Source organism: Bacillus sp. NPDC094077 (assembly GCF_050279465.1).
Lineage (GTDB): Bacteria > Bacillota > Bacilli > Bacillales > Bacillaceae_G > Bacillus_A.
In genome coordinates, this window is sequence record NZ_JBNNUF010000009.1 from 102,508 (window position 1) to 126,388 (window position 23,881).

Below are 23,881 nucleotides of genomic sequence, written 5' to 3' on the forward strand. Positions count from 1 at the left end.
GGCTGGATCCCCCCTGATTAGAGCTTCAATTTCTCATTATTCGCTTTTAAACTCACCAATTAGCTCTTGTAATTCCTGAGAAAGCCAACTTAAAGAAGTCGCTAATTCTGCAATATCTTGTACTGATATTTCTTGCTCCTTCATACTTTCTTCAACATTACTACTGCTATTCGCATACGTATTCGCAATATGTGATAATTCATTTACGACTTGAACGATATTCTGGCTATTTTGTAAAATATCACTCGAATTGCCAGAAACAGCTTTCACCTGATTTTTAACAGATTGTGCTGATTTCGAGATTTTTTCAAAGAAAGCACCACTACTTTGAACAAGTGAAATTCCAGACTCTACTTCTTTTGAACCTTTTTGCATTGAAACTACAGCCTCTTCTGTTTCAGCTTGTGTTTCACTAATTAATTTTGCTATATCTTTCGCTGACGTTTCAGTTTGTTCTGCTAATTTGCGTACTTCATCAGCAACAACTGCAAACCCTCTTCCAGCTGCTCCAGCACGTGAAGCTTCAATAGAAGCATTTAAAGCTAATAAATTTGTTTGATTTGAAATACCTGTAATTACAGTTACAATATCACTAATTTCTTTTGACCTTGTTTCCAACGAATAAATGATAGAAGATAAATCTTTTACTGCATTTTGGATTAAACTCATTTGATTAATAATTTGTCCAATCACTTCATTACCTTCAATTGAATGTTGCTCCATACCTTCTGAGGCAACCGCAACTTGTTTCGCAGCTCCAGTTATCTCTTCTACCTTATTTTCCATTCCATGCACAATGCCTAAGCATTGTTGTACTGAAGTTTCTTGAGACTGTGCCCCTACTCTTAAACCTTCAATAGAACTTGCAATCTCTTGAACTGCCATGCTGTTTTCCTCTGTACTTGCCGACAATTCTTGTGAAGAAGAAGAAACTTGCTCAGCGGTCTGCCTTACTTTATCTATAATCCCTTTAAACTTCTCGATCGTATTATTGAAATAAACATTAATAATTCCAATATCATCTGGTCTTTCTTTTAATTTAATACTTAAATCACCTTCACCAATCTTACGTAATCCCTCTCGTAAATCTTTTAATGGAGCTAACGAGTTACGTACGATAAAGAATTGAGTAATAGTTGCAATTGCTAATGAAATAATAATAAAGAGTAAACCCTGTATCATAAACTTCTTCTTTGTACTAGGCACGATAGAAGCATCTAAATCAGCTGCAACAATTGCAACAATATTTTTTTCTCCATCTGTAATTGGTTCTAATATTGTCACCCATGAACCTAATTCGTCTTCATACACTTCTGTCATTTGTGCCTTTTTCGTATCTATCACTTTATCGTACGCCTTCATCCAATGAGCCGGCTGTTCATAATAGTCACCTGGCTTTACAGGTACCGCATTGGCTAGCTCTGTAGTCAAACCAACGAGTTGTAATTCTCGTTTTTCGTTCGGCTTTGCTCCTGTAACATACGTTTGTCCAACACTTTTCAATTCTTTTGTCACTTCATCTAATTGCTCTGTTAATTTTTCTTTTTTCACTTTTTCGGCTGTAGGATCTTTCGCAACATCTTTCACTACCTCTGCGTCTAATTGAGTTAATACCGTATCTCCTGTTTCAATAGACTGCCTTTCAAATAGAGACATCATACTACTTTGAAACATATTGAAACTTAACGCACCCATACTTCCAACAAGCGTCAAAATAACTAATACGGTTAATAAGACATTCTTTTGAAGAAACGATAACTTATGCCAATACTTTTTCATTAATATCCACCTTCCTTAATTATTAAAAACAAAAAACAAAAAAACAAAATATACGGATATTTTGTTTGAAAATGATTCTCAATATGTTCGAGAATAAAAAAAGACCAATGTAAAAAGCATTGGTCAAGACCAACCCTATCCGTCCGGTAACTGGCTAGCATAGCCTTTCGACCTTAGCCCCTATAGTTTTGCGCCCTCATGTTTCCATCAGTTTGCCTTTCTCGCTGAACGAGTTGAACGATATGGGAGTTCTATGAGAATTAAATTATTCTCTTTCCAAGATTACAACATTTAAATTAGAATGTCTACTTATTTAGAGATATAAATATAAAATTCCAATGTATTATTTTTTCGAAATAATTTAACAAAATGCGTGAATGTTACTTTTTTTATGTTATATAATAAAAAACGTATATAAATCAAAGATCCCTTCGGATATTTCATTAATTTTCTTTTAAATTAAACTATTCGAATATATCTTAACTTATGAATTTCGGAGGTAGTTTCTTATGTTTTGGCTACAATTTCTTACCTTATTACTCTGCATTTTTATTGGTGCACGCCTAGGCGGAGTTGGTTTAGGAGTAATGGGTGGAGTTGGTATGGCAATACTCGTTTTTGTCTTTCACTTACAACCAACCGCCCCTCCTATCGATGTAATGCTTATGATTTTAGCTGTAATTACTGCTGCTGGTGCTCTGCAAGCCGCTGGTGGAATGGATTATCTTGTTCATCTGGCTGAGAAAGCACTACGAAAAAATCCAAAGCGCATTACATTTTTTGCGCCTATTGTTACTTATTTATTTACACTATGCGCAGGAACTGGTCATGTTGCTTATTCTGTACTTCCTGTTATCGCAGAAGTCTCTCGTGAATCAGGAATTAGACCGGAACGCCCAATGTCAATTGCCGTAATTGCTTCCCAACAAGCAATTACAGCTAGTCCAATATCAGCTGCAACCGTTGCCCTTTTAGCAATGTTAGCTGACTATAAGATCACTTTATTAGATATTTTAAAAGTAAGTATCCCTTCTACTTTCATTGCTTGTATGGTAGCTGCATTTGTTGCTAGCAAAATGGGGAAAGAATTAAATGAAGACCCTGAATACTTAAAACGATTAAAAGAAGGAATGATTCCTAAGCTTGAAGAGAAAAAAGAATTTGTAGGTGTAAAAGGCGCTAAATTATCAGTTATCCTTTTCCTAGTAGGAACTTTTCTTGTCGTACTTCTTGGTTCATTTGAAGCACTTCGTCCCGGATGGATGGTTGACGGGAAGTTAGTTCGTCTTTCCATGCCAAACACAATTGAAATGGTTATGTTAACTATCGCAGCTCTTATTATTATTTTCTGTAAACCCAATGTAGAAAGCATTGTATCTGGTAACGTCTTTAAAGCGGGAGCAACAGCGGTTGTTGCTATTTTTGGTATCGCTTGGATGGGAGATACTTTCTTTAACGGCAACTTAAATATGATTCAAGGATCAATTCAGCATTTAGTGACAAGTGCACCATGGCTATTTGCTATCGCATTATTCATTCTATCTATTTTACTGTACAGCCAAGCAGCAACAGTTCGTGCTTTAATGCCACTTGGACTATCTCTTGGTATTCCGCCGGCATTACTAATTGCGATGTTCCCTGCAGTAAACGGATACTTCTTCATTCCAAACTATGGAACAATCGTTGCTGCCATTAACTTCGACCGTACTGGTACAACAGGTATCGGTAAATACGTTTTAAATCATAGCTTTATGATTCCTGGTCTGATTGCAACATTCACTTCTATCGGAATTGGAATGCTCTTAATTTCCATTATGTTTTAAAGAAAAAGCACAAACCTGCATCTTTAAAAGGTTTGTGCTTTTTAATCAAACGTTTGTTTAAATTTTTTCAATCAATAACTTCTACAGCATATCCTTTCTTTTTCAAACCACTCAATATTTCTTCAATATGATTTCTATCTTTCGTTTCTAATGATAAGTGCAATTGCGCATATCCTGGAAATACCTTTGTACCAATCCGTTCTAAATGTATATTTAATACATTCGCTTCAAAACTTGTTACAATCTCGAGTAAATGTTGCAAATATCCTGGCTTATCTTTAATCATTGTCGCAATGTGAATGAAGCGTCCTGCTTCAACCATTCCATGCTCAATAATACGAGAAATAAAGTTTACATCGACATTTCCACCACTTAGTACGGATACGACCTTTTTTTCTCTTATTGGGATTTTATGATAAAGCAAAGAAGCTAATGAGCTCGCACCAGATCCTTCAACCAACAATTTATTCCGTTCAAGAAGCATTAACATCGTTCGTGCGATTTCCATTTCATCTACACAAAATACATCATCTACATAACGTTGTACAAGTTCAAAAGTTAAATCACCTGGCCTTTTAACCGCGATTCCATCCGCCATAGTTGGCGCCGACTCTACTGTTATTACCTTCTTTTCCTCAAGTGATTGTTTCATTCCCGGACAAGCAAGTGTCTGTACACCGTATATTTTTACTGATGGCTTTTGTTCTTTAATTGCCATCGCAACCCCTGCAATTAATCCCCCACCTCCAATAGGACAGATAACAGCTTCTACATCTTCTAGCTGTTGTAATATTTCCAGACCAACTGTACCTTGACCAGCAATTACTGCTTCATCATCAAATGGATGTACAAATTTCGCTCCTGTCTTCTCCTTTAAATCTAGTGCATAAGCTAATGCATCATCAAATACATCACCTTGTAATTCTACACGAGCACCATACCTTTTTGTTGCAAGCACCTTACTTAACGGAGCACCTTTTGGCATCACAATCGTACAAGGAATACTAAGCATATTACTAGAATAAGCAACCCCTTGCGCATGATTTCCAGCAGATGCCGCAACAACACCATTTTCTAGATCACCTTTCTCAAGAGAAACCATTTTATTATAAGAACCACGTACTTTAAAAGAGCCTGTCTTTTGTAAATTCTCAAGCTTTAAATACACTTCATTCTGTGATAATTCACTAAATGTACTTGAATAATCTAATGGTGTCATATGTACAATGCCCTTCATTTTCTCATAAGCAGCTATAATATCCTGAAATACAATCATGCCTTCGCCTCCAAAACAGTATATGTTTATACATACTAGTTTAAGCGGCATATTTTGTTTTATACGACAAAAGACCACGCAGTATTTTCATACTACATGGTCTTTTATCTACAAACCCTTATTTACTTCCTCAGCTAATCGCTTCGTACTTTCATACGCAGATTCTGCTAAGCTAATTGCAGAAATAACCGAAACTCCATCCGCACCTGCTTCTATAACGGAAGCAGTATTTTCAATCGTAATTCCACCAATACCAACAATCGGTATCGTAATTCCTTGTTCTCTAAAGTAAGCTAAACCTTTCGTTCCTTGCACAGCTTTTGTATCTTTTTTCGTATTCGTTGGGAAAATAGGGCCAACACCTAAATAATCTGCACCATTTTCAATTGCAAAACGAGCTTCTTCAATTGTATGAGCAGATACACCAATAATTTTATTACCCATTTTTTCACGAACAGCAGTAATCTTCTCATCCTCTTGTCCAACATGTACACCATCTGCATCTAATTTGATGGCTAGTTCAACATCGTCATTTACAATAAACGGTACACCATATTTCCTACAGAGTGCTTGCACCTCTTTTGCAAATTGTAGACGCTGCTCTCCGATTAAAGCCCCTTCTCCCTTTTCACGAAATTGAAAAAGCGTCACCCCACCATCTAACGCTTCTTTCAATACAGCTAATGGATCCTTCGTACAGTTATTACTTCCCATAATAAAATACACTTGTAATAACTTTGACATTTTATCTGTTTCAATACGTGCCATTTCTTTCACTCCCTCTTACCCTAACTCTTCAATCTTTCCATATTTCTCAATATCACCTGAAGTGGTATTTGCTAACTGATTTAAAAATTCGATTTGGAAACTACCAGGCCCTTTTTCTACTGTTTTAGCCGCTGCTAGTTCCGCAGCCACCCCATAAAATGTTAATGCGGCCACCGCTGCCTTTACATAATCTTTTTCCACCGCTACAAATGCTCCTATTACAGAAGTTAATAAACAACCCGTTCCCGTAACCTTTGTTAAAATAGGATGACCATTCCGAATAAGAACAGTTTGCTCTCCATCTGTAACAACATCTTCTTTTCCAGTAATCACCGCAACTGTATTTAATTCGTCTGCTGCCTGTTTGGCAATACTTACAACATTGCCATTTCCAGTACCAGCGTCCACCCCTTTAATTTCCCATCTCTCATTAATAACGTTAGCTATTTCAGCTGCATTTCCACGAATTATTGCTAAATCTATTTCAGCTGGAATATGTCTCGCAACTTCTGTTCGGTAAGAGGTTGCTCCTGCGCCAACTGGATCAAACAATACTGGTACATTGTTCGTATTTGCTGATTTACCAGCAAGTAACATCGCTTCTACTTCTTCAGGACGAAGTGTTCCCATATTTAATACTAGCGCTCCAGCAATGCTAGCCATTTCTGCTACTTCTTCTTTTGCATACGCCATTACAGGTGATGCTCCTAGTGCTAACAAACCGTTCGCTGTAAAATTTGTAACCACAACATTTGTAATATTATGAACGAGCGGATTAGATTCTCTCACCAAATCCACTACTTTACTAATTTCTTTCATATTCATCCATTTCATCTCCTAACTATAATGATGGGAGATACACAAAAAGGCACTTTGCGCGTACGCAAAGTGCCTGAACATGTGCTTTTACACTCTCCCTACGCTGGCATTATCCAACAGGTTCAAATGGTCAATGACGGATTAGTCATACTCTCAGTTTGCATCCACAAACTCCCATGTGTTTATTATTCATCTACTTCAAAGTCTACTCTCATTCTAGTAAAATAACAAGTTCTTTACCTTCCCATATAAAAAGAGTGATAGGATGTTCATCCTATCACTCTTTTTATATGATTATTTTAGACCTTTTGATACTTCTTTAACCATTTCTGATACAGACTCAAGTCCGCCACCAGATAGGTACCAGTAGTTCGCATCAAGGTAAACTACATTACCATTTTTCGCAGCGTTTGTTTTGCTAACGATTTCGTTTTCAACAACTTGTTTTGCAGAAGATTTCCCGCCAACAACAGCGCCTCTATCTACTACAAAGATGTAATCTGGGTTTTTCTCAAGAATATATTCGAATGAAACTTTATTACCATGTGTATCTGCTTTAAGTTCTGTGTCAACAGGTTTTACACCAAATACATCGTGAATAATACCGAAGCGAGATTGTGGACCGTATGCACTTACTTGACCATCATTCGCAAGAAGGATCAAACCTTTTTTATCGCTTTTCGTAGCTTTTTCATTTAATGCTGCAACGTCTTTTTCAACTGCTGCAATTTCTTTTTTCGCTGCATCTTCTTTACCGAAGATTTTTGCTAACATTTCTGTGTTTTCTTTAAATGATTTCATGTAATCTTTTGTATCTTGTTCTACGTAAATTGTTGGAGCGATTTTTTCAAATTCTTTATACGAATCAGCTTGTCTTCCAGAAATAATAATTAAATCTGGGTTAAGCTCATTAATTTTTTCAAAGTCTGGTTCTTTTAAACCACCAACATTTTTATACTTTTTATCTGCGTATTTAGAAAGGTACTTAGGAACACTTTTTTGTGGCACACCGGCTACTTCCACACCTAATTTATCTAACGTATCTAATGAACCGAAGTCAAATACTACAACATTTTTAGGGTTTGTTTTAACTTTCGTTTCACCTAATTTATGCTTAATTGTAATTTCTTTTGCTTTACTTTCACTAGCTTCTGTCTTTTTGTCAGAACCATTATTGCTACACGCCACAGCGACGATAGCAAGCATGAAAGTTAATAATAGCATCGCTAATTTCTTCACTTCAATCACCTCAATAAAATTTTTAAAATTATTTAAATCGATAGGACATTTACACTATCAAAAATAACTTCCTCTTATGAAAAGTAAATACAAATGTTATTGCCAGATATCTCTTCTATATGGATGTCCATATCATAAATATCTTTTAAAACAGCTTTATCAATGATTTCATTTGTTGGACCTTCTTTCATGACCTTCCCGTCCTTTAAAGCGACAATACGGTCTGAATAACAAGAAGCAAAATTTATATCATGAATTACGATAATAACTGTTTTTCCAAGTTCCTCAACAAGGCGTCTCAGCACTTTCATAATTTGTACAGAGTGCTTCATATCCAAGTTGTTAAGTGGCTCATCTAACAAAATGTACTCCGTATTTTGAGCAATTACCATTGCGATATAAGCTCTTTGCCTCTGTCCACCACTTAGTTGATCTAAGTATTTATGCTCTATATCCTCTAGCTCCATATAGCGGATAGCTTCTTCAATGTGTTGCCAATCTTCTGGCGTTAAATTACCTTGTGAGTAAGGAAATCTACCGAAGCTAACTAATTCGCGAATAGTAAGTCTTAAATTTATATGATTCGTTTGCTTTAAAATAGAGATTTTTTTAGCAAGATCATTACTATTCCACTCACCAATTTCTTTATCTTCGATATAAATTTCACCAGCGTCTTTTTTTAGTAATCTACTGATCATAGAAAGAACCGTACTTTTCCCAGCACCATTTGGTCCGATAAAAGATGTGATCTTTCCTTTTGCTATTTTAATAGAAACATTTTCAACAACATTTTTATTACCATATTGCTTTGATATATTTCTTACTTCTACCATGACTTGCTCTCCTTTAATAGAAGATAAATGAAGTACACACCACCGACGAAGTTAACAATGACACTTAAAGTCGTGTTAAATTCGAACACTCTCTCAACAATCAATTGTCCACCTACTAAGGCGATAATACTAATAAAGATAGAACCTATAATTAAATATTTGTGCTTATATGTATACAAGAATTCACGTGCAACATTGACTACCAGTAATCCTAAAAACGTAATTGGTCCAACTAACGCCGTAGAAATAGAGACTAAAATTGCGATTGCAATTAAAAGTTTTTTTACGACTTTGTCATAATCTACGCCTAGGTTAATTGCCTCTTCTCTTCCGAGCGATAATACATCTAGCAATTTCAACTCTTTATATATGTAGGCAATAACTAATACAATTCCAATAATAGACACTGTCAGTAACTCTGTTTTCACGTTATTGACGCTTGCAAACATCTTTCCTTGCACAATTTGAAATTCATTTGGATCAATAAGTACTTGCATAAAGGACGATAAACTTTGAAAGAATGTCCCAAATATTAATCCGATTAAGAGTAAGAAATATATATTACTTCCTTCTCTTTTAAATAGAAATTTATAGAGAAATAGTGAAAAAATCACCATTGCACTTACTGATATAAGAAAATTTACATTTGTATTCATCATTGCAAAATGTTGCGATCCAAATACAAATACAACAACAGTTTGTACGAACATATAAAGTGAATCTAAACCGATAACACTCGGTGTTAAGATCCGGTTATTACTAACTGTTTGGAAAAGCATAGACGAAAATGCGATTGCTCCGCCCGTTATTACCATTGCTAGCACTTTTTTCGCTCTTCTTGGTAACGCATACTCTAATGTGTTCATATTTAAATTAATGAACAAAAAGATTACAACGGACACTACAGCTAAAATGGCAAGGATTGCTAACATCAACTTATAATTCTTCGGTTTTCTATGCTGCATATGCGTTTCTCCTCATCAATAAATAAAGGAAGATTCCGCTTCCGATTACTCCTACTGTTAAACCAATAGAAATCTCGTACGGATAAATGACGACTCTGCCGAGTATATCGCAAGCTAGTACAAAAACTGCTCCTAATAAGGCAGTATGAGGCAAACTATTTTTCAAATTGTCCCCGCGATAGATAGAAACGATGTTTGGAATAATCAGTCCTAAGAATGGAATCATTCCAACCGTTAAAACAACTAATGCAGAGATTAAAGAAACGATCACGAGTCCAAGATTTAGCACTCTCTTATAATTCATTCCTAAATTCGCTGCAAAGTCCTCTCCCATTCCAGCAACGGTAAAACGATTCGCATATAAAAATGCGATAATTACAAGCGGAATACTGAAATATAAAATCTCGTATCTCCCTTTCATAATCATTGAAAAATCACCTTGTAGCCATGAATTGATATTTTGAATTAAGTCGTATTTATAAGCAAAAAATGTTGTAATGGAACTAATAATATTTCCAAACATAATCCCAACAAGCGGGATGAATATGGCATCCTTAAACTTAATTCGCTTTAAAATTTCCATAAATAAAAATGTACCTGCTAGTGCAAAAATAAATGCAATAAACATTTTTTCAAGAGGACTTGCTGTTGTAAACAACATCAATGATACAAGCACCCCTAATTTCGCACTATCCATCGTACCGGCTGTTGTCGGCGATACAAATTTATTTCTACTTAATTGCTGCATAATTAACCCACTTATACTTAAGCTAACACCAGCAACAACGATACTAATTAAACGAGGTAGCCTACTTAAAAATATGATTTGCATTTTATCTTGATCCCAATGCAAAATATCATTCAAACTAACATCTTTTACACCAATGAAAATAGAAGCAACTGATAAAACAATAAGCATAATAAATAAGTATCTTTTTTTCATAGTCTCATCATGGTGCAGATTATGTTCTGTCGCCATCATTTGATTTCAAACAGATTATAATCCTATCATCTTTCCCCCTCGTCTATTTATAGAATGATAGAGATCATAACTCTCTTGGTTTAACCTCTCTTCACCTTTTACCATTAAAATTGAATTTCATTATCAATTAAAAACAGTTTTAATATGTATAATTCAAATTTCTTACATATTATTTTGGCAATATTTTGGTAACCTTCTTTAATGATAATGAAATTCATTTACGATGTCAACGCATACACTTTAAAATCTGATATTTATATCAATCTTTTATTTGTATTTGTAAATCACACTCGTTCATTTCGTCAAAAATCATTCAAACTTTGAGCGCGACTGAATCTCAAGAAAATGTATGCTATATTTAACGTATGGAAATTTGAAAGGATGTTTTAAATATGGTAAAAAGCGTTGTAATCGCTGAAAAACCTTCCGTTGCACGAGATATTGCTCGCGTACTGAAGTGTGATAAAAAAGGGAACGGTTATCTTGAAGGAAATAAATATATTGTAACTTGGGCTTTAGGTCATCTCGTTACATTAGCAGATCCAGAAAGCTATGATGTGAAATATAAAAAGTGGAATTTAGAAGATTTACCAATGCTACCAGAACGTTTGAAATTAACGATTATTAAACAAACTGGTAAACAATTTAATGCTGTAAAAAGTCAGCTACTTAGAAAAGATGTAAATGAAATCATTGTAGCAACAGACGCTGGACGTGAAGGGGAATTGGTTGCTCGTTGGATTATCGATAAAGTTAAGCTAAATAAACCAATCAAACGTTTATGGATTTCTTCTGTAACCGATAAAGCAATTAAAGATGGTTTTGCAAATTTAAAACCAGGTAAAGCCTATGACAATTTATACGCTTCAGCAGTTGCACGTTCAGAAGCTGACTGGTATATCGGTCTTAATGCAACTCGCGCTTTAACGACTCGCTTTAATGCCCAGTTAAATTGCGGCCGTGTACAAACCCCTACTGTTGCTATGATCGCTAGCCGTGAGGATGAAATAAAGAACTTCAAAGCACAAACTTACTACGGCATCGAAGCGCAAACAACCGATAAGTTAAAACTTACTTGGCAAGATGCAAACGGTAATAGCCGTAGTTTTAATAAAGAAAAAATTGATGGTATTGTAAAAAATCTAGATAAACAAAATGCCACTGTTGTGGAAATTGATAAAAAACAGAAGAAGTCATTCTCTCCTGGTCTTTACGATTTAACTGAATTGCAACGTGATGCAAATAAAAAGTTTGGTTACTCTGCTAAGGAAACATTAAACATTATGCAGAAGTTATATGAACAACATAAAGTGCTAACGTATCCTCGTACAGATTCACGCTACATTTCATCTGATATCGTTGGAACACTTCCAGAACGTCTAAAAGCGTGTGGCGTCGGAGAATACCGTCCTTTAGCGCATAAAGTGTTACAAAAGCCAATCAAATCTAATAAATCATTTGTTGATGATAGTAAAGTAAGCGACCATCATGCGATTATCCCAACAGAAGGATACGTTAACTTCTCAGCTTTCACAGATAAAGAACGTAAAATTTATGATTTAGTTGTAAAACGTTTCTTAGCTGTTTTATTCCCAGCATTCGAATACGAACAACTAACGTTACGTACAAAAGTTGGTAATGAAACATTCATTGCACGCGGAAAAACAATTTTGCACGCTGGTTGGAAAGAAGTATATGAAAACCATTTTGAAGATGATGATGTAACGGATGATGTAAAAGAACAAATGTTACCTCGCATTGAAAAAGGCGATACATTAACTATAAAACTAATTATGCAAACATCAGGTCAAACAAAGCCACCTGCAAGATTTAACGAAGCAACTTTACTTTCAGCCATGGAGAATCCTACAAAATACATGGATACGCAAAATAAACAACTTGCTGATACGTTAAAATCAACGGGTGGATTAGGTACTGTAGCGACACGTGCAGATATTATCGACAAACTCTTTAATTCATTCTTAATTGAAAAACGTGGTAAAGATATTCACATTACATCAAAAGGGCGTCAGTTACTTGATTTAGTACCCGAAGAGTTAAAATCGCCTACACTAACTGGGGAATGGGAACAAAAACTCGAGGCAATTGCAAAAGGAAAATTAAAGAAAGAAGTATTCATTTCGGAAATGAAGAACTATACGAAAGAAATCGTTGCTGAAATTAAATCGAGCGATAAAAAATATAAGCATGACAACATTTCAACGAAGTCTTGTCCAGATTGCGGTAAACCGATGCTAGAGGTAAACGGTAAAAAAGGAAAAATGCTCGTTTGCCAAGACCGTGAATGCGGTCATCGTAAAAATGTATCTCGTACAACAAATGCTCGCTGTCCGCAATGTAAGAAGAAACTAGAATTACGTGGGGAAGGTGCTGGCCAAATTTTCGCATGTAAATGTGGCTATCGCGAGAAATTATCTACATTCCAAGAAAGACGTAAAAAAGAATCTGGAAACAAAGCTGATAAACGCGACGTTCAAAAATATATGAAACAACAGAAAAAAGAAGAAGAACCATTAAACAACCCGTTCGCAGAAGCATTAAAGAAATTAAAATTTGATTAACCAAAAAGGTTCCTACCTCTATCGGTAGGAACCTTTTTATTAATGAATGATTTTACTTCCTTTTGCATTCTCAACGAATTTTTCACTTGATTTGTTAATTGGTGTTTTCAGTAATAACGCAGCAACAACCATAACTACTACGAAAGCACTTAGTACAAGTAAATCTCTTGTTACTATATCCCAAAGCATTCCGCCAACGGTTTCACGAATTGCACTAATTGCATATGTGAATGGTAAAAACGGATAAATTGCTTGGAAGAACGCCGGTGTCATTTGAATTGGGAATGTTCCGCCCGATCCTGCTACTTGTAGTACAAGTAAAATAATCGCCATCGATTTCCCAACGTTTCCGAAAATAGAAACGAGTGAGTATACGATACAAACGAAGACTCCACCAATAAATAAACTAAATAACACAAACCAGAACTTATCAACTACGTACGTACCGAGTAAGAAGATATCTCCCATTGATACGATAAATGCTTGTGAAAGACCTATCGTTAAGAATGTTAATAAACGTCCGAAGTAAATTTCATGACTCTTATAATTTGCGCCCTCTTCGTGTACTTCTACCGTTAATAACGAAACCATTAATAATGCGCCTACCCATAATGCAAGCACTGTATAGAATGGTGACATCGCTGAACCGTAGTTCGGCATCGCAAATAATTTATTCTCTTTTAAATTTACTGGATTCGCAAAGTAATCACTTTGCTTTTCAACATCGTTCTTCAGTAAGCGTATGATATCTTTTAAATCCTCTTCTGATTCAAAATCACGAATTTTATCTGCTAATTCTTTAATCTTTTTCTCAGTCTCTGGCATTTCAGCTTTAATGTCTGCTAATTTCGTTTTACCATCTACTAAGCCTTTTGATGAATCTTCTAGTAATTTTTTAACATCTGGAAGCTTTTTGTTTGCATCGCTTAAAATTTGAGATGTATTTTTAGACATACGTTTCGTACGTTCAATTGCCTCATTAAAGTTTGGAACGATTTCTGAATCATATGTTGCTAAGAAATCTCCTAATTGAGCTGAAGCATTTTTAGTCGCTTCATTAATACTTTCTACAACCTCTTTTGTAGGCTTCTGTCCATTGTTAATTAGTGTAGTTGCCTTATTCGTTGCATCTATACCTTTTTGAACAGTATTTTGTATTTTGTTCAATTTTGCAATTCCGCCATTAAGATTTTTTCCGCTATTAGCATCTGCTAATACCTTATTTGTGCTTTCTAGCACCGGAATCGCATCACCAATTAGATTATTAGTAGCTTGTAATTGACCATTTAAATCGTTTAAGGCTACTTTTGTACTATCTAATCCATTAACACCTCTATTATTTACGTCTGCTATAGCACCTTCAAAATTATTTTTTGCCCTATCATATTCATTTTTCACAGTATCGTACGCTTCATTTGCATCAGCTTTAGCTTGATCCACTGTGCTAACTGCTTTTTTATAATCTGCTACAAATGTTTCATTGTAATCTTTTTCAGCTCGATCGATTAAAGCATTTGTTTCATTTAATTTCTGATTGATTCCATCTCGCACATCTTGTTTTACTTCTTGACCTGTGCTAATTAAATCGTTTAAACGTTTAAAACGATTATTTAAATCTTGTTGTCCATTCTTAATATCCGTTAAATGCTCTTTTCTTGTTTTAAAGAAATTTTGCCCAAACTCAGTTTGAGCCCCTTGCTCTAAACGGGCCATAACATCAATTACATAAGAAAGATTGTCAATATGCGTTTGAAGATTATTAGATATAGTCGAAATATTTTTCTTAGCTATCTCTGGATCAATGCTTCCATTTTGCAATCCATCCATAACACTTTGTGCATAAGCTGTTCCTGCACGTCCCGAGTTTAAAACATTATTCACCGTTTGATTAATATTTCTTGCAATATTTTTATAACCTTCATCATTTAACTTTGAAAGATCTGGACGCGCTGGAAACTCAGGTAATCCCTTCATACCAGAAAGGTCTATCCCTGGATTCATTAAAAAGTTCGTAAACGTATTCGCTTTGTCCATTACATCTTTAGCCGTTGTTAAATGATTTCGTATCGTCCCAGGTGCATTTTGCAATGTTTGATCGTTGTTTGCAAAGAACTTATCTAAATTCCCTAACGCTTCCTGCCCATCATTCATAACACTCTCTACAACTGGTAACTCTTTTTGTGCTACTTTCACAACATCTTCTGCGCGAGTTGCATCATCTAGCGCCTTATCCATAAGTGTATTCATTTCTGGGAACTGCGCTTCTAACTTAAATACAAGATCTTTTACCTTCTCGATACTTGGTAAGTTTGTTTCTAAATCGATTCCAAGGTCATTGAAAATTTTAAAGATCTCACCATTTGCTGTTTTAACAAAGTTTTTACTAATCTCTTCTGTAATACCTGATGCACCTTTTGCTGTAATCTTTGGTGCAATCGCATTTACCTTTTCATTTACATAATAATCAAGTTCTGGTTTCTGTGGATTTTCATCCAGAACAGTTGCAATCTTTTCAGAGAAGTCTTTCGGGATTGTAATACTTGCATAATAATCCCCACGCTCAACTCCGTAAATTGCCTGTTTTTCATCTACAAATTTCCAACCAAGATTTTTGTTTTCCTTAAGAGACTCTATAATCTCTTTCCCGATATTAATATCTTTTCCTCTCAAATTAGAGCCTGCATCTTGATTAGAAACTGCAATGGGAACCTCTTTTGTATTTCCGTACGGATCCCAAGAAGCTTTAATGTTAAACCATGCATATAACGATGGTAAAATCATTAATCCTAAAACAATAACAATTGCAGCCCAATGTTTGGCTACATTCCGTAAATCTGTCTTATAAATACGCCAAATTTGTTTCATAGAAGTTATCACCTAATTATATATTTTTCCTTCTTTAGAAAATGATACATACATTTTGCAATTATATCACTTTCTACATCGTGGATTAAACGAAAATGCACTATTTTTTCCCATAAAATATTTCACCTACTTCATTATATAACGAAGTAAAAAAAGTATGCATACAAAATGACCAAATTAGTTTTACATTCAATAATAACAAATATATAGGAAATGTCATAAAAAGTACAAGTATTTTCTCTTGGAAATACTTGTATTCCTAAAAAAATCCTCACAGCTTTTTATTATCTGTGAGGATTTCTTCTATTATATATCTAATTGTATCTCTACACCGAAATGATCTGAAATTACATTTCGGTTTGTATCATTAAAAATAACTTTTGAAGAACGAACTGTTTTACTTTGGTTACACAATATTAAATCGATTCGCAAATTATGTTTATTTTCATCCCAGCCAGCAATCTCGCCTTGGACAGTTGTTCCTTCATCCTTCTCTATTGCTAGTTCGTATGTATCATACAAACCTTTTTGCATCATATATTCATAACCCTCTCCTTGTAAACGAGCATTATTATTAAAATCACCCATTAAGAAGGAAAGTTCATTGCTATCTACACGCTCCATCAAACGATCGACTTGATCTTGGAATGACTCTTCTTCATCATTCCACCAACCAAGATGGCAAGAATAAAACGTTATATTCTTACCATTATAAGCAATTGTTGCACTTATAATTTTACGTGTTTTCCAATACGTTGTATCTTTATTTTTTGATATAAAGAACGTATCTTCTTTTATAATATTATGCTTTGTTATAATCGCTAATCCTTCTTCGTACACGTCATAACCAATATGAGAGAAATCCCAAGTAATATTGTAATCTTTTACATGTAACGCTTTTAACTCTTCTAATAGTAAAAGTCCAAAATTATCTTCTTTCTTGTTACCGCATACATTTTCAGCTTGTATCGACTGACTGACCTCTTGTAATGCGATTACATCATACTCTTCTTCTTGAATTACTTTAGCAAGATATTTTATCTTTTCCATTTGATTCTCTTCTTGCCAAGAGTGACAATTTAAAGTTAGCAATTTCATATTATTACGCACCTAACATATCTTGAATGTCTGACTTTAATACGTCAGCTTTCGGGCCATATACTGCTTGTACACCTTTATCTTTTACAATAAGTCCTAAAGCACCATTTTGTTTCCACTGTGCTTCTGGTGCAACAACATCTAAATCTTTTACCGTTACACGTAAACGTGTCATACAAGCATCTACGTCAGCAATATTTTCTTTTCCACCTAATAAATCGATAACTTTTGTTGCTAATGAACCATCTTGTACGTTTCCTGTTCCTTCTGATGACTCATCTTCATTATCAATATAGTTACCCGCACGTCCTGGCGTTGGTAAATTGAATTTTTTAATTAAGAAATTAAATAGTGTAAAGTTAAGACCGAAGAACACTAATGAAACGATAACGAAGTTAATTAAGTCTCTTGTTAAACCTGCGTTAATCATCATTGGTGTACGAGTAATTAACTCAATAAATCCAAATGCATGAACACGTAAGTTAATTAAATCTGCTAATGCGAATGCTAGTCCTGTTGTAATTGCATATACAATATATAATACTGGAGCAATAAACATGAACATGAATTCGATTGGTTCTGTTACACCTGTTAAGAATACTGCTAATGCAGCTGATAAGAACATTGGTTTATATTTTGCACGTTTGTCTTTATCAACATTTCGGAACATCGCGAATGCGATACCAATTAAAGATGCTGTTGAACCGATAACTTGTCCTGCTTTGAAACGAGCTGGTACAACATTATTTAATAAATCGTTATATGCTTTCGTATCTCCATTTGCTAATAGATTATTTAAGTCTGTAATCCATGCAAGCCATAATGGATCTTGTCCTGCTACAATTTGTCCAACTTTTGAGCCAGTTAACATTGTATACGTTCCGCCTAGCTCTGTGTAGTTCATCGGAATCGTTAACATATGGTGTAATCCAAATGGTAATAATAAACGTTCTAATGTTCCATATACAAACGGTGCAACAACTGGTGCACTGTCTTTAGAGGCTGCAATCCAGCGACCAAATTCATTTAATCCGCTTTGGATGAATGGCCATAAAAGTGATAATACAATCGCAGTGACTGTAGACCAAACGATTACAACGAATGGGACAAAGCGTTTTCCATTAAAGAATGCTAATGCCTGTGGCAGTTTGTTATAGTTATAATATTTGTTATATAAAGTAGCTCCTAAGAAACCTGTGATAATCCCTACGAAAACTCCCATGTTTAGTGCTGGTGCACCAAGTACAGAAGTAAAGTAATCTTTAACAAGCAAATCTCCTGCTAATAATGAAGAAACGTTTGCTTTTGAATCCGCTAACATTTCAGCGTTTACACCAAATATAGCTCCTGTAATTCGGTTCGTTAAGACGAATGCTAATAGTGCTGCAAACGCACCACCTGCGCGATCTTTCGCCCAAGATCCCCCAATTGCTACTGCAAATAAAATATGCAGATTTGTAATAATCGCCCAGCCGATGTCTTCCATTACTCGAGCAATTGTATGAACTGCGTTAATATCCCCAGCAGACATACCGATGAGCTTACCGATGGAAATCATTAAACCAGCTGCTGGCATAACAGCTACAACAACTAATAATGCTTTTCCGAACTTCTGCCAAAAATCAAAAGACGTAATTTTCATCTTTTCTTCCTCCCCTTGTATTTATAAAAACATAATGATTGAAAGTATAATTTCTGTTTCTCTTTTGAAAACGATTCCTTATATTACTTTTTTTATTACGCAACCGTTTTCATAAATCTATTTTAATAAAAGCGTTTTCACATTGCAATAGAAATTTATTTTTTTTCATAAAAAAAGATGCTCTTAGAGCATCCTTTTTTATTATGAAATGCGATAAACCCTTGTTTCATAAGGTTTTAACGTGATTGTTGTTACTTCTTCATGTTCCGTAACTTCGTAGTTATTTAAAAGCAAACGTTTGCGTTCTAATGCGAATGAACTCTCATTATACACAGCTTCTTCTTTTGAGATATTACTAATTACAATAACTTTTTCATCCTGTAATGTGCGTGTATACGCATAAATTTGCGGATCTTCTTCTAAAAGTAAATCATACGTACCATAATTTAATACATCGTTCCCTTTTTTCAAGGCAATCATTTTTTTGTAGAAATTGAAAATAGAGTTCTCTTCATTTTTCTGCTTTTCAACATTAATTTCTTTGTAGTTTGGATTCATCCCAAACCAAGGTGCGCCTGTTGTAAAGCCAGCATTCATCTCATCGTTCCACTGCATAGGTGTACGTGAATTATCACGGCAAGAAGCCCATATAATTTCCATCATATCTTGATGCGATACGCCCTCTGCAATTTTCTCACGATATAAATTTTTAATTGCTACATCATCATAATCTTCAATATTCGGGAATTGAACATTTGTCATACCAATTTCTTGTCCTTGATAAATAAACGGTGTACCGTGCATAAAGAAATACATCGCTCCTAGAGCTGTTGCACTTTCACGCCAATATTGTTTATCATCTCCCCAAGTTGAAACGATACGTGGCTTATCATGATTCTCAATGTATAAAGCATTCCATCCCTTATTTTCTAATCCTTTTTGCCATTTCGTTAATACCTTTTTCAATCCTACAACATCAAGGTCTTTCTTCTTTTCTGCATCCCATAAGCTTAAATGCTCAAACTGGAATACCATATTGAATTTACCTTGCTCTTCTCCAACCCAAAGCTCAGCATCTTCAATCTTAACGCCATTTGCTTCGCCAACAGTCATAATATCGTACTTAGAAAATGTATTTTCTTTTAACTCTTCTAGTAAAGGCTGAATACCATTCACATTCATATGCTTATCAAAAGATGGCACATATTTTAATTCTTTTGGATTTGGCATATCCTTCAAGCCATCTTCCTTCTTAATATGGCTGATCGCATCAACACGAAAACCATCAATGCCTTTATCAAGCCACCAATTAACTGTATCGTATAACACTTCACGAACTTCTTTATTCTCCCAGTTTAAATCTGGTTGTTTGCGCGAGAATAAATGTAAATAATATTGTCCTGTTACTTCGTCATATTCCCATGCCGAGCCATTAAAAATACTTTCCCAGTTGTTTGGTTCCGAACCATCTTTACCATCACGCCAAATATACCAATCACGCTTCGGATTGTCTTTAGATGAACGAGATTCAATAAACCATGGATGTTCATCACTCGTATGATTAATAACTAAATCAATAATAAGCTTCATATCACGCTTATGAACTTCATCTAATAAAGCATCAAAATCTGCCATTGTACCAAACTCATCCATAATATCTTGATAATCACTAATATCATAACCATTATCATCATTAGGTGACTTATACATAGGACAAATCCAAATTACATCTATACCTAAATCTTTTAAATAATCCAGTTTTGCAATAATACCTTGTAAATCTCCAATACCATCACCATTTGAATCCATAAAGCTTCGTGGATAAATTTGATAAGCAACTGCTTCTTTCCACCATGTCTTATTCATAATCATTCTCTCCTTTTGCATCCCATCGGAAATTTATGCAAACGTTTTCGTAACACTATCATAACAAAATATGAATAGTTTGCAACTGTTTTCATTGAACTCTATGTAGATTCCTTATTCTTATGCTTTATTTATTTCTCGCAAAGGCAAATCTCATTCCTCACCTGCTCTTGTCCACACACGTTACATACGCTTTTCATATATTAATAAAAACCACTGTTTATTTTAGAAAGGAGTGATAAATTGAAACAAACAAAACTAACAGGTCGTATCGTTGTTCCCTCAGATCCTGACTACGACGTAGCCCGAATAAATTTAAATTTAAGTATTCCAAAACTCCCTTGTATTATTGTTTTTTGTCAAAATAAAAATGATGTATGTAACGCCTTAAAATGGGCACGCGAACGTCATATACCATTTCGTTTAAGAAGTGGACGTCATAGCTATGAAAATTTTTCTCTTTTAAATAGAGGGCTTATTATTGATGTGAGTGAAATGCATCGCATTACTGTTAATACAGATCAATTAACAGCAACAATTGAAGCTGGTGCAAATCTTGGCACTGTTTATAAAGAGCTTTGGAATTATGGTGTTACAATACCGGCTGGTACAAGTGCAAGTGTTGGAATTGTTGGACTAACACTTGGCGGTGGCATCGGTATGCTTTCACGCTTATTTGGATTAACATGTGATCAATTAGTAGAAGTTGAAATGGTACAAGCGTGCGGAAAATTTGGCGCAAAACTCATTCGTGCAAACGAACAAGAAAACCCTAACTTGTTTTGGGCATGCTGTGGTGGTGGTGGTGGAAACTTTGGAATTGTTACTTCCTTAACTTTTCGGGTCCATCCTATAAAAAATGTATCAATCTTCTCAATTACATGGGAATGGGAAGACTTTATTGCTGCCTTTCAAGCGTGGCAAAACTGGGCGCCTTATATAGACGAACGTCTCACTTCATCGATTGAATTATTCGCAAAGCAACAAAATAAAATCGAAGCACAAGGTGAGTTTGTTGGCCCTCCCTCTGAACTCCATTCCTTATTATCCCCTCTTCTTGAAACTGGTAGCCCATCTCTCTTTATAGAAGAAGTTCCTTATATAAAGGCTGTTGAATTTTTTAACAGCGGTAACATCCCTGAAAAATTCAAGCGCTCCGGTTCCTTCGTATATAAACCTATTCCTCTTAAAGGCATTCAAACCATGCAATATTTTCTTTCTCATGCACCAAATAAAGATGCGAGTATTTGGCATCAATCGCTCATAGGTGCTGTTGAAAATATTTCGCCTACTGAAACAGCTTATTTTCATCGTAAAGCAATTATTGCTCAAGAATACATTACCTCTTGGAAATGCGATGATGAAGAAAATCGAAATATACGCTGGGTTAAAGATTTACGAGAAAGCTTAGATCCTTATACACTAGGTGACTATGTCAATTGGCCCGATATCGACATTAAAAATTGGCAAACTAGTTATTATGGCTCTAACTTTCAAAGATTGCGTAAAGTGAAAACCATATATGACCCTTGCAATGTTTTTCGTTTTCAACAAAGCATCCCTCCTTTTCATACGTAAAAAAGGCGATAAAATAAAAAATCATCCAATATGCCGTTACCTCGCAGCATGTTGGATGATTCAAGTTGATTTTCTATACCGTTTCAAATTATTGCTCCTACTCATAAACTTTCAATTATAGATTAATTGTACTTCTCATTGTTTTCATGCAATGAATGTAATTTAATATTTGGTACTTTATCTCTTTCAATACCGCTACTATAAACAACAGGAATTTTAAATTCGAATTGCTTTGTCTCATGTTTTTGTAAATAGACTGGTTTCGGTACTGGATAACTTTTTGCATTCTCGTTTCCATTATCATATAAAACAACTTTTAATGCTTGTGAATGATTACGATAATTTTTTAAAGTAACAATGCACTTTTGTTCGATATCCTCTCCATTTTTCTCCATTCTACACTGGCTATCTTCTTTTTTATATTCTATTGCTTCTACCCCTGTTTTTCCTGCGTAGTACCATGTTTTATTCAATGTCTGGAGGATGTTATTTAAAATAAACGGCATCATTAAAATCAAAATACTAATGCCTACTACTTTTATCTTATTCATTGTTCTAAATGTACTAGATTCCTTTTTTCCTAGCCATTTTACAAATAATATAAATGCGATTACATGTAGTACGAACGAAACAATCAATATATTTGAGACTTTATAATCCATATAAATATACGTATGTACCGGAACCTTATAGACATTGAATAGCTTTTCCCCAATTAATTCATTATCATTTGGAATTTTTAATAATAACAAAACCCCTATACTGTAACAAATAGCTACTAATCGATCATACTCGATTCGGACCATTCTTTCTCCCCTTCCCTTTGTTTTTTATTATCGATTTTAGCTATTATTACCATACTATACAACCTTTTTATAGAGGGTAACGTAAAAAAGCTCCTTATAAATATATAAAGAACTTTATTAATATACAGTATGAATTAGAAAATCAATATGCAATTTTCACATAGAGATTTCCTCAAAATATGTTGGATTATGTATTGTAATTTTTTTATCCAGAATTGTAACTATACTATCATTTTTTAATTGTTTTAATACGCCGCTAACCGTCTCTCGAGACGTACCAGATATTTTCGATATTTCAATTGTTGTAAGTGGGCAGGAAATGACAATCGTTTCGCCACTTTGTTCTCCTAAATCCTGCATTAAATAATTTAATGTTTGAATGACCCGATCTTGTGCATTAGGAATCGTAATATTTTGCACTCGATTTTCGTTCAGTTTTAATATTGATGATAATTGCTGAACAACGTGCATTAATTGCGTTCTACTAGATTTCACCATATCTTCGAAAATTACTGTCGGAATATAATATACCTCTACATCTGTCATCGCTTCTGCCGTATAGTTATATCCTCTGTCTGTAAACATACCACCATAAGGAAAAATAGAATACCGCTTTACATAGTCATCATATAATAAATTTCCACTTTGATTTACCCGCTCTAACTTTACAAAACCATCTAACATGAAGTAAATTCTTTCTCTTGAATCCCCTTCTAAAAATAAAAATTGACCCTTTTTATAAGTTCGCCAATAGACAAACTCCGTCAAACCTTTCAATTTCTTTTCTGTTAAATGAGCAAATAATTCAAACTGCTTTAAATCTTTAACTACGTTCCGTCTATTCATAAAACTCCCTCTCTCTTGCTGTATGTTGGAGCGAAAAATAAAGAAAGCGTATTCAATTTGAATTTTATCATAATTAACTTTCATATTCGGATTTCATCATGAAAACTTTATGAA

Annotated in this window: 17 protein-coding genes and 2 riboswitches; of the genes, 3 read left to right on the forward strand and 14 right to left on the reverse strand. The window is 34.6% G+C overall.

Annotated elements, in window-relative coordinates:
- Nucleotides 1–36 precede the first annotated feature (36 nt).
- Nucleotides 37–1,779: a methyl-accepting chemotaxis protein gene (locus tag ACQKNR_RS20430; RefSeq protein ID WP_427320066.1), complete on the reverse strand. Its 1,743-nt coding sequence runs from the start codon at nt 1,777–1,779 to the stop codon at nt 37–39.
- 142 nt (nt 1,780–1,921) lie between these two features.
- Nucleotides 1,922–2,006, reverse strand: a riboswitch (cyclic di-GMP riboswitch).
- 282 nt (nt 2,007–2,288) lie between these two features.
- On the opposite strand from ACQKNR_RS20430, the gene ACQKNR_RS20435 reads away from it, so the two are divergent.
- Entirely contained in the window at nt 2,289–3,602 is a 1,314-nt protein-coding gene (locus tag ACQKNR_RS20435; protein WP_000498718.1) for an anaerobic C4-dicarboxylate transporter family protein, read from the forward strand.
- A 67-nt stretch (nt 3,603–3,669) separates the two neighbouring features.
- Here ACQKNR_RS20435 and ilvA read toward each other — a convergent pair whose 3' ends face one another.
- From ilvA to ACQKNR_RS20470, 7 genes are all read right to left on the reverse strand, one after another.
- Entirely contained in the window at nt 3,670–4,878 is a 1,209-nt protein-coding gene (gene ilvA, locus ACQKNR_RS20440) for a threonine ammonia-lyase (protein ID WP_427320068.1), read from the reverse strand.
- Between the two features lie 108 nt (nt 4,879–4,986).
- On the reverse strand, nt 4,987–5,646 hold the full coding sequence (thiE, locus tag ACQKNR_RS20445) for a thiamine phosphate synthase (protein ID WP_427320070.1): 660 nt from the start codon (nt 5,644–5,646) through the stop codon (nt 4,987–4,989).
- 15 nt (nt 5,647–5,661) lie between these two features.
- Nucleotides 5,662–6,471: a hydroxyethylthiazole kinase gene (thiM, locus tag ACQKNR_RS20450; RefSeq protein ID WP_427320072.1), complete on the reverse strand. Its 810-nt coding sequence runs from the start codon at nt 6,469–6,471 to the stop codon at nt 5,662–5,664.
- A gap of 72 nt (nt 6,472–6,543) precedes the next feature.
- Nucleotides 6,544–6,653: riboswitch (TPP riboswitch) on the reverse strand.
- Between the two features lie 106 nt (nt 6,654–6,759).
- Nucleotides 6,760–7,704, reverse strand: coding sequence for a siderophore ABC transporter substrate-binding protein (locus ACQKNR_RS20455; protein ID WP_427320074.1), 945 nt, complete (start codon nt 7,702–7,704; stop codon nt 6,760–6,762).
- A 74-nt stretch (nt 7,705–7,778) separates the two neighbouring features.
- Nucleotides 7,779–8,537 carry an ABC transporter ATP-binding protein gene (locus ACQKNR_RS20460; protein WP_427320076.1) on the reverse strand — a complete coding sequence of 253 codons (759 nt, stop codon included), beginning with the start codon at nt 8,535–8,537 and terminating at the stop codon, nt 7,779–7,781.
- Nucleotides 8,531–9,502: an iron chelate uptake ABC transporter family permease subunit gene (locus ACQKNR_RS20465; RefSeq protein ID WP_427320078.1), complete on the reverse strand. Its 972-nt coding sequence runs from the start codon at nt 9,500–9,502 to the stop codon at nt 8,531–8,533. Before ACQKNR_RS20465 ends, ACQKNR_RS20460 begins: the two co-directional genes overlap by 7 nt.
- Nucleotides 9,492–10,445 (reverse strand): ABC transporter permease, encoded by a 954-nt coding sequence (locus ACQKNR_RS20470; RefSeq protein ID WP_427320080.1) that lies wholly within the window; start codon nt 10,443–10,445, stop codon nt 9,492–9,494. The genes ACQKNR_RS20465 and ACQKNR_RS20470 overlap by 11 nt, the downstream gene beginning before the upstream one ends.
- A gap of 431 nt (nt 10,446–10,876) precedes the next feature.
- Between ACQKNR_RS20470 and topB the strand changes: the two genes are divergently transcribed.
- Nucleotides 10,877–13,066, forward strand: a complete 2,190-nt coding sequence (topB, locus tag ACQKNR_RS20475) for a DNA topoisomerase III (protein WP_427320082.1) — start codon at nt 10,877–10,879, stop codon at nt 13,064–13,066.
- Nucleotides 13,067–13,105: 39 nt separating this feature from the next.
- Here the strand turns inward: topB and ACQKNR_RS20480 are convergent, their stop codons facing one another.
- From ACQKNR_RS20480 to ACQKNR_RS20495, 4 genes are all read right to left on the reverse strand, one after another.
- Nucleotides 13,106–15,931, reverse strand: a complete 2,826-nt coding sequence (locus tag ACQKNR_RS20480; RefSeq protein WP_427320084.1) for a YhgE/Pip family protein — start codon at nt 15,929–15,931, stop codon at nt 13,106–13,108.
- Between the two features lie 306 nt (nt 15,932–16,237).
- Entirely contained in the window at nt 16,238–17,029 is a 792-nt protein-coding gene (locus ACQKNR_RS20485; RefSeq protein ID WP_427320086.1) for an endonuclease/exonuclease/phosphatase family protein, read from the reverse strand.
- Nucleotides 17,030–17,033: 4 nt separating this feature from the next.
- On the reverse strand, nt 17,034–18,671 hold the full coding sequence (locus ACQKNR_RS20490) for a PTS transporter subunit IIBC (protein ID WP_427320088.1): 1,638 nt from the start codon (nt 18,669–18,671) through the stop codon (nt 17,034–17,036).
- A gap of 201 nt (nt 18,672–18,872) precedes the next feature.
- Nucleotides 18,873–20,537, reverse strand: a complete 1,665-nt coding sequence (locus ACQKNR_RS20495) for a glycoside hydrolase family 13 protein (RefSeq protein ID WP_427320090.1) — start codon at nt 20,535–20,537, stop codon at nt 18,873–18,875.
- A gap of 243 nt (nt 20,538–20,780) precedes the next feature.
- Here ACQKNR_RS20495 and ACQKNR_RS20500 point away from each other — a divergent pair, with 243 nt between their 5' ends.
- On the forward strand, nt 20,781–22,115 hold the full coding sequence (locus ACQKNR_RS20500) for an FAD-binding oxidoreductase (protein WP_427320092.1): 1,335 nt from the start codon (nt 20,781–20,783) through the stop codon (nt 22,113–22,115).
- Nucleotides 22,116–22,237: 122 nt separating this feature from the next.
- Here the strand turns inward: ACQKNR_RS20500 and ACQKNR_RS20505 are convergent, their stop codons facing one another.
- Nucleotides 22,238–22,921, reverse strand: a complete 684-nt coding sequence (locus ACQKNR_RS20505) for an ABC transporter permease (protein ID WP_427320094.1) — start codon at nt 22,919–22,921, stop codon at nt 22,238–22,240.
- 156 nt (nt 22,922–23,077) lie between these two features.
- Nucleotides 23,078–23,767, reverse strand: a complete 690-nt coding sequence (locus ACQKNR_RS20510; RefSeq protein WP_193413945.1) for a Crp/Fnr family transcriptional regulator — start codon at nt 23,765–23,767, stop codon at nt 23,078–23,080.
- Nucleotides 23,768–23,881: the final 114 nt, after the last annotated feature.

Coding starts and splice junctions, on each gene's coding strand:
- ACQKNR_RS20430 (WP_427320066.1), bottom strand. CDS start 1,779: ATGAAAAAGTATTGGCATAAGTTATCGTTTCTTCAAAAGAATGTCTTA.
- ACQKNR_RS20435 (WP_000498718.1), top strand. CDS start 2,289: ATGTTTTGGCTACAATTTCTTACCTTATTACTCTGCATTTTTATTGGT.
- ilvA (WP_427320068.1), bottom strand. CDS start 4,878: ATGATTGTATTTCAGGATATTATAGCTGCTTATGAGAAAATGAAGGGC.
- thiE (WP_427320070.1), bottom strand. CDS start 5,646: ATGGCACGTATTGAAACAGATAAAATGTCAAAGTTATTACAAGTGTAT.
- thiM (WP_427320072.1), bottom strand. CDS start 6,471: ATGAATATGAAAGAAATTAGTAAAGTAGTGGATTTGGTGAGAGAATCT.
- ACQKNR_RS20460 (WP_427320076.1), bottom strand. CDS start 8,537: ATGGTAGAAGTAAGAAATATATCAAAGCAATATGGTAATAAAAATGTT.
- ACQKNR_RS20465 (WP_427320078.1), bottom strand. CDS start 9,502: ATGCAGCATAGAAAACCGAAGAATTATAAGTTGATGTTAGCAATCCTT.
- ACQKNR_RS20470 (WP_427320080.1), bottom strand. CDS start 10,445: ATGAAAAAAAGATACTTATTTATTATGCTTATTGTTTTATCAGTTGCT.
- topB (WP_427320082.1), top strand. CDS start 10,877: ATGGTAAAAAGCGTTGTAATCGCTGAAAAACCTTCCGTTGCACGAGAT.
- ACQKNR_RS20480 (WP_427320084.1), bottom strand. CDS start 15,931: ATGAAACAAATTTGGCGTATTTATAAGACAGATTTACGGAATGTAGCC.
- ACQKNR_RS20485 (WP_427320086.1), bottom strand. CDS start 17,029: ATGAAATTGCTAACTTTAAATTGTCACTCTTGGCAAGAAGAGAATCAA.
- ACQKNR_RS20490 (WP_427320088.1), bottom strand. CDS start 18,671: ATGAAAATTACGTCTTTTGATTTTTGGCAGAAGTTCGGAAAAGCATTA.
- ACQKNR_RS20495 (WP_427320090.1), bottom strand. CDS start 20,537: ATGAATAAGACATGGTGGAAAGAAGCAGTTGCTTATCAAATTTATCCA.
- ACQKNR_RS20505 (WP_427320094.1), bottom strand. CDS start 22,921: ATGGTCCGAATCGAGTATGATCGATTAGTAGCTATTTGTTACAGTATA.
- ACQKNR_RS20510 (WP_193413945.1), bottom strand. CDS start 23,767: ATGAATAGACGGAACGTAGTTAAAGATTTAAAGCAGTTTGAATTATTT.